This is a genomic window from Spirosoma pollinicola (genome assembly GCF_002831565.1).
GTDB classification, from domain to species: Bacteria; Bacteroidota; Bacteroidia; order Cytophagales; family Spirosomataceae; genus Spirosoma; species Spirosoma pollinicola.
In genome coordinates this window covers 5,980,362-5,992,895 of the sequence record NZ_CP025096.1, presented here as the reverse complement: position 1 = coordinate 5,992,895, position 12,534 = coordinate 5,980,362, and the positions used below count along the sequence as shown (strand labels likewise).

Sequence of the window (12,534 nt, the reverse complement as noted above, 5' to 3'; positions counted from 1 at the left end):
TGGTCAGGCAGTCAGCGCGAACTCCACCAAAAAGACCAGTGCACCAGCCACATAACCAAGTAAGGCAAGCCAGCTGATCTTACGCAGATACCAGCCAAAAGCCAGCTTTTCCATGCCCATAACAGCCACTCCCGCTGCCGATCCAATAAGTAGTAAGCTCCCGCCAGTACCGGCACAATACGCCAGAAAGGTCCAGATTTTGGTATCGACCGCGTAAGTATTCAGATCATACATACCCATTGTGGCCGCCACAATAGGCACGTTATCAACCACCGCCGATACAACGCCAATCATGAAAATAATTACATCCAGATTACCAACGGCCTGACTAAGTGATCCGGCCAGCGATCGTAGAATACCCGTTGACTCCAGCGCACCTACGGCCAATAAAATACCAAGGAAAAACAAAATACTGGGTGTGTCGATACGGCTTAGGGCATAGGCCGCAGTGAATTTCTTCCGTTCGGCTTCGTCCTTGTCACTATGCAGCACTTCTGATGCTACCCAGATCAGGCCCAGTACCAGCATCATGCCCATATAGGGGGGCAAATGGGTGAGCGTCTTGAAAATTGGCACAAACAGCATTCCACCCAGGCCGATGGCCAGCATGATTCGTCGCTCGCGTCGGGAGGTTGGCGTTACGTAAGGTCGACTCGCCCCCGACTTTACTGTTGGGGCTTTACTCTCTGATTCAGATTTGTAATAGCGGGTCAACACGGCCAATGGCACCAGTAAGGACACCAGGCTGGGAAGTACTACGGTCCGTATGATATTGACCGTGGTAATTTGTCCGCCAATCCAGAGCATGGTTGTTGTCACGTCGCCAATGGGCGACCAGGCACCACCTGCGTTGGCCGCAACGATTATCATGCCCGCCACAACACGTCGATCTTCGGCATTCCGAATGAGCTTGCGAGCAACAGACACCATAACAATAGATGTTGTGAGGTTGTCTAAAAGGGCCGACAAAAAAAACGAAAGCAGACTGATAATCCAAAGTAATGAACGAATGTTTCGGCTGGCAATACGGTCGGTGATGAGTGTAAAGCCATCATGTACATCAATCAGTTCAACAACCGTCATGGCTCCCATCAGGAAAAACAGAATTTCGGCCGTGTCAGTCAGGTGGTGTTCCAGTTGATGCCCAACAGCTTCGGCATTTGTTGCCAATAGCGCATAGGCAGCCCAGCAAACGATACCTGTAATGAGTGCTGTAGCTGTTTTGTTGATCTTAATCGAGTGTTCGAAGCTAATCAGTAAATAACCAATAATAAAAAAACCTGTAAGTAGTAACGTCATAGAAAAAGTTTTCAGCTCATGCTGTGTAAGTACAAGGACGACAATAGGGAAGCGCAACAGGTAAAGGGAAACTAAGCGCAAATTTGCCTGTTATTGATCAAATTTGCCTTACTTCCTGTTAGGTATCTATTCAGCTATCCGTATCTATGTTCGTCATTCACGTTGCTTCACTTGGCCCCGATGGGATGGCTCTTTTCCCGTTTATTTTGGTTAGGCATCCAAATCCGGGCCCTGTCCTGTTGAACCACGAACGAATTCATCTGCGCCAGCAAGCCGAACTAGGCATCGTTCTTTTTTATCTCTGGTATACCGTCGAGTATCTTATTCGCCGGTTTCAGTACAGGAAGCATTACAACGCTTATCGCAACATCAGTTTTGAACGGGAAGCCTTCGCGAATGAAGATAACCTGGTCTATTTAAAATCAAGACGCTGGTGGTCTTTCCGGCAATACTTAAATTGAATGAAGAGTGAAGAATAATTTAAACAATTAACTATTCTTCACTCCTCACTCTCCATCCCCCACGGGTTTACTTCCCAATACGCCTGTCATGACAACCAGGTAGGATAAGGTAACAACTACCATAGGGATCCCTTCGCGGAAACCCTGTAATCGTAAATCTTCGGGGATATTCAAATAGAGCAGGATCGTAATTAGACCCCGTGGAGCAATCCACAATAACGGACTCGAAACGCCCCAATACGTTAGCCGGAGTGTTACCCAGCGCCAGGCAATGATAATGACCATAAACAACGCACTAACGATCATTGCATCGGTATCGACTAACTCACTGGGGATAGCGGCATAGCCTAAAATCAGATAGAAAAAGGTCCGCACAACAAAAGAGCCCTCGGCCGTCAGATTTTTGAGTTGATCAAGTTCTTTCTCGAACAAGTCATTTTTAAGAATCAGACTTAATCGTCCACGAATAAACAATTCTGTATTGTTGAGAAACAAGCCAAAAATAAGAATTAACAATAAAGACGACAGGTGGTTGATTTCGGCCAAAGCGTAGACCAGAAAAAGCACAGATATAATGGGAAGAAATTTGATTCGGTGATTGATACGACCAATCAGGTAAAGCAGCCCGAAGCAGCAAATCAGGGAGATAAGCGCCATGAAAAGGGTATCTCGCGTAAACAGCCAAACAGCTTCCAGAACAGACCCCCGGCTCAGCAACAAAAAATTAAAGACCATGATACCCAATATGCTGGCAAACGCCGATTCGTAAACGGCATACTCACGTTGCACCCCCGACAGCTGATCCAGTCGCTGTACCGTAACCGAACTGCTGATGATGGAAAAGGGCAGGGCAGCAATCAGACAATGGTAGAACGAATCGTTCAACAGCAGATAGAGCATACCCGCCATCAGTAACGTTCCGCCTACGATAGCCAGCAATGACGCTAGCGATGTTCGTCGAAGTACGCTTAATCGGTCGGTATGGAGTTCAAGATCAAGGCCGCCCTCAAGCACCAGCAGAATCAGGCCCAGCGTGCCCAATGTTGGTAGAATCGTTGTAACATAAGGCACCTGAACATCAAAATACTGAGTGGCCTGCCTGATAATCATACCTAACAGCAAAAGCAGCAAAACAGAGGGCGTTTTGAACCGACTGCTGAACAAGTCAAAAGCATACGAAATCAGTACCGACAAACTCAGAACAATAATTAGAATTGATGAATCCATGCGGCAAGATAACTGATTGTCGGTATTTAGGCGAAACGAAACCCAGTCTGATCGAAACGAGAAATCACTCGAAAATAATGTCAGACTACGCCATTGAGACAATCTGACACTATTTTTGAGTGATTTCTCGTTTCAAGTCAACCTCTAAACCAGCAGGAGGACTTATTTATCAGAACAAACTAAGGTCTAATTCAGCGTATCTTCTGTACAACAAACGGAACACACTTCGGTGGCGGACAAACACAGTTGGCGGGTAGAATCACCGCTGTCACGTCACGATAACAGCCGGATGCATTGTAAATCCGTACTGTGTACGTTCCGGGCGCCAAACTACTGCTCAGAATACTACTCAGAGGAACAGCCGTCTTATTAACCGTTAGCAACGTGCCACTGTCAAAACTGCTCCCTAGTACGATCTGGTAAGTATATGACGTAGCCGTGCTGCTCACCAAACCTGTGACCGTTAGTTGACCGTTGGTCTGAGCCACTGTGCCGTTACAGGTTGGCGTCGTAGCCGCCAGCGAATAAGATGCCACATCGGCAATCTCTTCGATGATAAACGGACAGCAAGAGCCTGTCAAACAACCCGCCACCCCATTGATGGCCACACTGTAGGAACCCGCTGCCGTTACCAGTAATGTATTCGAGCTGGCGCCTGTTAGGGCCACGCCGTCCTTATACCATTGATACGACTGACTCCCAACGGCAACACCTAACTGGAATTGATACACACTTCCCTTGCAGACCTGATAAGGAATGCTGGTGCAAACGCGGGCCGTATCGCCCGGAATCGTAGCTGTGTTGTAAAGAATACCACTACTGTCGGCAATGGCCTGGAAAGTCAGATCCAGGTGTTGACCCGCCCCCAGACTGGCGATAGTCCACGTGCTGAGCGGATTGCCCTGCGTGAAGGTACTGCCCGCCGGGGCGCTAGCCGACCCCGCTACATAGCGCAAACCAACCGTGCTTACGTCGCTCACCACCACATTGGTTGCGGTGACGGTGCCTGTGTTGGTCAGCACCAGGGTGTAAGTCAGCACATCCCCCACTTTTGCCCGGCTCTTGTCAACAAGTTTATCCAGATTGAGGCTGATGGCCGGGGCGATGATGCCCGCATCGACACTCAGCTCCTGCTGACCAGCCGTGAGCGTGTAGGTGGCCGTTTTACCCGTTACCGGACTAGCATCACTATCAGTGGCATCAGCCCCCGTGTTGGCCAGAGTCAGACTGTAGCCCACAGGCAAAGTCGTTGTCTGGAAGATCACACAGTACTGGCCCGGAGTGAGGTTGGTAAACAGGTACTTGCCACTGGCATCAGTTGTCAGACTGGCAATAGGGGTTACCGTCGACGAGGTGGGGTCAAACAGCTTGACAATTACCCCGGCCACGCCCGTTTCAAGTCCATCCTGCTGGCCATTCTTATTGGTATCGTACCAGACAAAGTCACCCAAAGATGCGGTTTGTGGAGCCGGGTCGATCTGGAAGACCGAGAGGGACAGTTTAACCTGACAGGCTTTGGCATCGGTAACGGTGATCGTGGTGGGGAATGATCCACTAACGGTTGGTGTACCGGAGATGATACCGGTCGTGGCGTTGAGGCTCAGGCCTGTTGGCAGGTTACCACCTGAGACCGAGAAGTTCAACGGAGCCGTACCGCCAGTGGTTACGATAGTCTGGTTATAAGCAACTCCCACCTGTCCTTTAGGCAGGCTCGTGGTCGTTACGCTCAGTGAGCAGGCTAGGGTCGTGCTGATGGTGGTGGAGGCCACCGTAGTGCAACCCGGGCTTGTGGTACAGGTGGCCGAGTAGACATTGGTGGGGTTGGCCGGGGTCACACTGATAGCAGCCCCCGTTGCACCCGTTGACCAGCTAACCGTGCCCACACAGCCGATGGCCGACAGGCTCACTGGTGTGCCCACCGTCACCAGCGTTGCGCTGGCTTGCAGACTCAATACCGGTTGGCGCATCACCGTCACGGTGCCCACCGCCGAGGTGGTTGACCCCGTCGAGGTGGTACAGGTAGCCGTGTAATCAGTGGTGGCCGTCAGGGCCGGGGTGACGAAAGAAGCCCCCGTTGCCCCGCTTGACCAGGTGATGGTGCCGGTGCAGCCTGAAGCCACCAGCGTAGCGGATGAACCGTAACAGACCGTCGCCGAGATCACCACCAGACTCGCCGAGGGCGCTGTGTTGATGGTCGTGGTTGCTACCGTGGTGCAACCCGGGCCTGTGGTACAGGTGGCCGAGTAGACATTGGTGGGGTTAGCCGGGGTCACACTGATGGAAGCGCCCGTAACGCCGGTGGGCCAGCTTACCGTGCCCACACAACCGATGGCCGACAGGCTCACTGGTGTGCCCACCGTCACCAGCGTTGCGCTGGCTTGCAGGCTCAGCACCGGTTGGGGCATCACCGTCACGGTGCCCACCGCCGAGGTGGTTGACCCCGTCGAGGTGGTACAGGTAGCCGTGTAATCAGTGGTGGCCGTCAGGGCCGGGGTGACGAAAGAAGCCCCCGTTGCCCCGCTTGACCAGGTGATGGTGCCGGTGCAACCCGAAGCCACCAGCGTAGCGGATGAACCGTAACAGACCGTCGCGGAAGTAACCAAAATAGTTGCGGCTATTGTACAACTGGCCGGTGCTGTATAACCCACCGTTGCCGAACCGCAACCCGCTAACGTAACCGTTAGGGTATGATTGGCTCCGTCTGAAGTTAAGCCCGTTAGGGAGTAAGCAACACTGGTAGCAGAAACTCCTACAGTTACACTCGTACTAACCGTGCCATCCGTGATGGTAGCTACACCACCTGCCAGATTACTGGTTAAACTAATCGTGCCTGATACATCATATTGATTCGTTACTGGATTACAAACTGTTGGCGTAGCCGTGGCCGTTAGCGAACACACCGTACAGATATAGGTGTACTCTACCGTAGCGCAGGCATAGGCCTTTGTGTTTTGAATGGAGAGTATATTTCCTCCACCGCCAATAAAACCAAAGCCATTTACCGTAGAGGCTACCAGAGGGATCGTTCCGCTTCCTACAAAATGAGTCAGATCAGTCGTGGCCGTGTAGGTGGTTACTCCCGTCGACGAGAATGATTGAGGAGCCCATACATAAATATCAGCATCGTTGCCAGGGTTGCCAGTAGCTGTTGTTACCCAGCGAGGATCGAGCCGGGGATCAATGAAGATATCCTGAAGCAGGGGCGTTAACCACGAATCCATTCCTTTAAGCGTCGATACATTCGAGGTTCCAAAGGGGGCATCGCCCGAATAGGTCCCCTGAGCCGCTACGGTCACACCCGCAGGTAATGTTAAATCACCTGTGGTGACATTGGGGAAGCCTGCCGTGATAATGGTGGTGCCACTCAGCTTCATGCGGGCAGTGCCTGAGGTTGTCGCTACAAAATCATTCGATGTGCTGGAGGCATTCTCGAAGAGGTAATTGGTGGCCTCGAATATTTTGTAGGTGAGTTTCACCCCCGTCAGCGTACGGGTTCCACCGCCATTATCAAATTTATTGAGCAGTAAAGGTACGTTAGCCAGTTCTGTTGTCTGGAACGGCGTCTGGTAGGCATAGCTTACTGAGGTCGGCGTAGTTCCCACACAGACAGCCGGTGCACAGGTGCCGGGATCGACTACCGTAACATGAGTGGTACAGGTGGCGTTATTGACATCGGTGATGGTGATGATGATATTGCCTTTGCCAGCCGTGCCCACCCCTGTGCGGAACGGGGTTGGGTAGGCATAACTCAGCGCACTCATGGATGCGCCAGAAGTCGTTGTTGTTCCATCGGGAAATGTGATGGCAATGGGCGAGCCTGCCTGCGTGGCGGTTATGGTAAAGCGGCTGCCCTGCACGGCATTGTATGGCGTCAGGACGAAGCTAGTGTAATCGTCCGTGTTGCTATCGAGTGTGCCGTTGTTGTTGCAGGTGGCAGCAGCCGTGGCTGAGATGCTGCAAGGAACTGCCGTGCAAACCTGCTGCGGCAACACTGCCGTTACGGTTGTAAAGCAGCAGGGGCCGTTGTAAACAATAATTGAATAGCTCTGACCCGCCGATGTACTGGGGTTCACCAAACCGGTGAAACTAACGGCCGAAGCTGATACCGATAAGCCACCCGTTGCGGTATACGATGGAGCCGGACCCGATGTGTAGATAAATGCTTTATCGCCACATACAACCCCCGTTAACAGGACTTGACCATCGTTGTTAGCCGTAGTGCCGGTGCAGGTAGCTTTTACCACGCTCACGCTGCCTACCGTAGTAGGGGCGCAGATGAAGCCTGCATCAATCGTATGGTTCACCGAACCGGCCGCACCCGTGGTCACATTGGCCGACAGGAAGCCGCCCGATACCAGGGCGTTGCTGTCATTGAGGGTGTTGGCTGTGGGCGCTGTGCTGAAGGCTGTGGTTACGTTAAACTTACCAATACTGGTTGTCAGAATACCCGTCGTGTTGTCGTACTGATTTGTGGTGCCATCCGTACCAAAACGAACCGTATAGGCCGTGTTGGGCTGAATTAGCGTCGTAGACGTTGTGCCGACTACTGTGCTGCTGACGGGGTTATTGTTGAAATAGTACTCCCCGTTGGCATCGGTGGTAGCCGTGGCGATAAGCGTGTTTCCTTGATAGAGGGCCACGTTTACGCCCGCCATCGATTTTTCGCAGGGATCCTGAATGCCGTCCTTATTGGTATCTACCCAAACCCGGTTGCCGATTTCCAGATAGGTGGGTGTGCTACAGGTTAGGATCAAATCGCCTAAGCCCGTAGCCTTACCATAGGTGCCATCTCCAGTATTAGATTTGTAAACAGCATAGCCACTGTTCACTGCGCCTGTCGTATTATTAAAATGTCGAACACCACCAGCATTGAGAACCAGAGGACTTGTCGAAGGATCCATCGCAACGGCAACCACTTCTCCGCTGCCTGGCAGTAACGCCAGTCCACCCACGATATCCTCAGAGTGAAAAGAAGCAACCTTGTCATTATAAAATTCGCCGAAGCCGGGACCCTGATTGTTGTTAAGACCAGCACCAGTCACCGGACCCGCTTTGGCGTTGTTCTCTAAAACAAAGCTGATGCCGGTTGAATAAGCCCGAAGAATATCTCCGCCAACGTTGCCTTGATACGAGGAATTGGTGCTGTACGGTGCGTAGGGGCCGTAGTTATTAAGACCTGTCTGAACGGCAGTACGGTCACCAAAGGCCAGTACCATTGACCCGTCAATATCAAATTCGATATCATTGAAGATCGGTTCCGGGTGAACAACCCGGTCTTTATCAACCGTGTTATTAGGGGCTATTTTGAGCGACCAATCATCTGTCCAGGGATACCAGCCTGTCCGATCTGGAAACTGGGTATTAGGCGTCCCCTTCGGATAGGTCAGTGGGAAGTCGAAAATAACAGACGACGCATTGGTGCTGGGGTCAATCTGGTAAACAAATGCCCGCATGTCTGCCTGATTTTGCGAGGTGCCAGCATCACAAACAACACCCGCATAGACTTTTCCCCTGTAGAATTTAGTAGCCCAGGGGCGGAGATCCCCGTTAGGGCAAGATGCAGCTGACAGGAAATCAATAGATTTATCCAGGGTGGCTGCACCCGTACCCACGTTCAGGACGTATAGTTTTTTGTCGTACAGGTTGGTAAAATACAGCTTCTTGCCATCAGCAGACAACGAAATGCCGCCAATACCCGCTTTTCCAATGGCCTTGTATGCGTTAAGGTCGACACTGGCTTTACTGGGGTCTGTTGACAAACCACGAGTTAGATTGGTAACACCGAACCAGGTATCCGTTGCGGTGGACGAACCGACGTTGATCCCCAGCGTTGTTACATCAATATAGGCTGTCGTAACCGGAGCGGACAGATTAGTCAAATCCGCAACGTAGATACCGCCCAGGCCCAGGGGGCCAAGCCCTGCGTGTCGTTTCAGGGTAGCCGACATGTATAACCGCTTGGTGTCCTTGTCGTAGGCTTCGCCCCAGAGCGTGCCTACCTGTTCGGCTTTGGCCACTTCGGTCATCTTCGTCATGTCCGGAGCCCCCGCCAGGTTATAGTCAAACATGACTACGGCATCGCGTTGGCCCGATAATGACCCAGTTTGGGGGTCACCATAGACATAACAGGGTACAACTAACTTAGGGTTACTTTCACAATAATCAGTCGGATCCAATACGCCCAGATCAATCGTACAACTGGCTGCATTCACAAACTGCACCGTAGTGCGGCCATCTGAACCATTCAGCGTTCCCTGCCCATAAATAGCAGGCAAACCGCTAAACTCTACCCGAATCGGGTAATTGGAGGCTGTCAGTCCTGTAAACGTATATCGACCATACTGGTCGGTGGTTGTGGTGCCGACCAATGCACCATTGCAATCGAATGCCTTAACCGTTACACTCGGTATCCCCGTGGTTTCGCCAGACTCATGAATACCATTGGCGTTGTAGTCATTAAAGACGGTACCACCAGTTTGCCCTGTTGTACAGGGCGTAGGCAGGCAGGCAGCAGGTAGGATAATTGCCGAGCTGGTGATGGTGCAGGTTGTGCTGTTGTTGAAGGTGGCGATGGCGGTCTGGCCTGAAGTAGCCGTGCTTAGATCAACTTCGAAGGCTACCACCTGGGGCGAGACTATCGTGCCTGAGTTGGCAGACGTTGTAAATGATCCCGGTGTGATGGTCTTGGTCTGGCCCGCATAGGTCACGGTAATATTTCCCGTTGGCGCGTTGCTCCAGCCTACTTCCACGCTGACGGTGGCCTTGCTTACCCCACTCACGGAGTAACAACCTGACACAGTGGGTTTGATGGTGATTGAGCAAGAAGATGCCGCAGATGAGCAACTCCCCGGAGCCGTATAACCCACCGTGGCCGTTCCGCAACCGGGTAAGCTCACCGTTACGGTGTGGCTGGCCGCGTCAGACGTCAAGCCCGTTAAGATATAGCTGGCCGTCGTTGCGTTGGCTGCAATCGTGACTGTAGTCGTGGCCGTTCCATCAGTGATAGTGGCCGTGCCACCTGCTGCATTATTGATCAAAGATAGAGTACCTGATACGGCATATTGATTGGTAGCGGGAGTACAAGTCCCAGCAGTAACCGTGGTCGAAAGCGCACAAGTAGCAGCTCCATACCCCACATCGAACGTATGGTCGTTAGCACCGATACTCGCCGTGGAGAACGATACAACGCCAGAGGCCGGAGCATCTGAGTCGATGTTGTCGGCACCCGCGTTGGCCGTTACCAGCGATTTGCTACTATTGGTTGTGGGGAATTTTAATTGATAGTTTGTGTTGGCCGTTAGCGCCGACAGGCTATAAATGACTGAACCTGTCGTGGTGCCGCTGCCCGACGAGAAGTAATAGGTACCATTGGCGTCGGTCACAGCAGTGGCGATGGGAGCACCTGCGCCCGTGCAGAGTGAGACGCTGACACCGGCAATACCTGTTTCACCCGCATTTTGAATACCATCATTATTGGTATCGTTCCAAACTCGGTTACCGATTTCGATAGGAGCCGGAGACGAAAGGGCTTCCAATTCACCCAATACCCCCGCTTTATTATCAAAATTTACACCGTTGAATGAAAAAGGGTTGCTGGGAGCGACAATCTCGACCGCTTTTGTACTCTTTCCGGTTGTATTATTCAACCAACGCAGACCTGCGGTATAGACCTCGAACGGATCATACTGCGTTTCAATAACGTTTGGATGGCCTGGTATCTGAGCCAGACCGCCATTCGAATCGCCTTCACCACCATCTACTGGATCGACCTGATAATAGTATAACCCATTGCTAACACTACCATTGCTAACTGTAGAACCACCGGTGGTAATACCGCCTGAACTTCCGCCATCTTCAATGTCATAAACTCCCGAACCATTTTTGCTGGCTCTAACCAAACGAGCACCAGTTGTGCCGCCTACAACGTCATTCGATATATTTCTGCCACCCAAAATCATGGCTCCTTTATCATCGAAAACCAGATCCATATAAATAATGCCCCAGTACCAGATCCAGTTACTGTTAGCGTCCCGATTATTGAAGCTTAGAACGGGGGTTGTTGTAAACGTGTTTGTAGCCGGATCATACGCGTATACCGCGTGTTGCGTACCAATTCCTGTGCCATTTAAATACGGATAACGTACACTACCAACGAAGTCTACACCTGTATCGTAGTCATTTGAGGCATCAATAGCAAAACTGCCTTGTGTAATCACATATACTTTACCATCTTTTATTCCCATTCCGGTTGGTCGAACATTAGCGAGCGTTTGCCCACTAATAACGGGAATGACAGCAGACTTCACCGTCGTTGAATTTATTGGCGATCCGTCGATGGGGATACTATATATTTTTTTATCCTTGAAACTTAACGCATAAAGTGTTTTTCCATCTTCCGAAACGTCGATGTCTGAAAAACCAGCGTTGAATACGGCATCACCAACTATTTGTCGACCAGTTACCGTGTTGAAGTCCGGGTAAGGCGAAAACGGATTTGCTCCCATTGTACCGGCCCCAAAAATCAGGTTCAGATCAATTGGACCAGTTACGGTATTTGGGGCACCTGTCATAACAACCGGCGCACTTGGGTTGGTCATATTGATCCGATAAATAGCCCCTGTTCCCTGAGGGCCAATATCGGTAAACTGTTTGATATAGGTTGCCGCAAAAAGCGTCTTGGTACTGGCTTGCCAGCCCAATCCAAATGTTGACCCAACCTGCGCATGCGTTGCCAGATGGTTCGGTGCAGGTAAATTGTAAGCAGTAGGGCAAGATGTACAGCCCACACCCCCTGAATACACACTGGAGCCCGCATTATTGGGGACGGTTACGATAACATCGCTTGCTGTATACGTACCTGTCCTGCTTAGCGGAACGTAACAGTTTGTTACCAGTGCCGGGTTGTTTTCGCTATAATCCCAGGGTCGGTTAATTCCGAAATTTATGTTTGTAGCAGGAGCTGTGACAAACTGCACCGACGTGCCACTATTCGTACCAACTGGCCCTGATAAATAGTTTGTAGGAAGTATAGAGAATTCAACACGTACGTTGCCCGTAGCACCAGCAATAGTATACGTACCATCGGCAGCAGTCGTGGCCGTACCAGCCAGTGAACCTGTTGGTCCATATGCGTTGACAACAACCCCGGCAATCCCTTTATCAACGGCCACTGGTAGGGTCGTGCCATCTGCCGAGGCAATTGTGGCGGATATGTCATAGACCCCATTTGCATTAAAGTCCTGATAAACCCGGCCCGATACCTGTGCCTGGGCTGACAGCGATGCCATAAGCCAAAGTAGTAGGCCTAACGCACTTGCACGCGCAGGGGAAGCATTATTCAGGCTTATCCTAGTGATTAAAGGAAATTGCAGCGACGCAGGCCAAACTGACTGTCGATCAATTTGCCGAAATGCCAATCGACGAAAGGATACTGCAAAAACTTGCAGCAGACACTTAATTAACCGGAAGTAGATAGACGTAAATTGCATAGTCTAGGGAATAAATAAATCAAATCACTCGTCACCTACGAATAAATAATATCGTCTTA

The 12,534-nt window shown here is 51.1% G+C and carries 4 protein-coding genes; 1 reads left to right on the top strand and 3 read right to left on the bottom strand.

What is annotated here, in order from left to right; all coding sequences use genetic code 11:
- Nucleotides 1-3: 3 nt before the first annotated feature.
- Nucleotides 4-1,299, bottom strand: coding sequence for a sodium:proton antiporter NhaD (gene nhaD, locus CWM47_RS25130; RefSeq protein WP_100991049.1), 1,296 nt, complete (start codon nt 1,297-1,299; stop codon nt 4-6).
- 146 nt (nt 1,300-1,445) lie between these two features.
- Between nhaD and CWM47_RS25125 the strand changes: the two genes are divergently transcribed.
- The gene (locus CWM47_RS25125; RefSeq protein WP_100991047.1) at nt 1,446-1,760 is read left to right on the top strand and encodes a hypothetical protein; all 315 of its coding nucleotides are present in this window, start codon (nt 1,446-1,448) and stop codon (nt 1,758-1,760) included.
- Nucleotides 1,761-1,805: 45 nt separating this feature from the next.
- Here the strand turns inward: CWM47_RS25125 and CWM47_RS25120 are convergent, their stop codons facing one another.
- Both CWM47_RS25120 and CWM47_RS25115 read right to left on the bottom strand, forming a co-directional pair.
- Nucleotides 1,806-2,987, bottom strand: a complete 1,182-nt coding sequence (locus CWM47_RS25120; protein WP_100991045.1) for a sodium:proton exchanger — start codon at nt 2,985-2,987, stop codon at nt 1,806-1,808.
- Between the two features lie 191 nt (nt 2,988-3,178).
- Nucleotides 3,179-12,274 carry an SdrD B-like domain-containing protein gene (locus CWM47_RS25115; protein WP_170069448.1) on the bottom strand — a complete coding sequence of 3,032 codons (9,096 nt, stop codon included), beginning with the start codon at nt 12,272-12,274 and terminating at the stop codon, nt 3,179-3,181.
- Between the last annotated feature and the right edge of the window lie 260 nt (nt 12,275-12,534).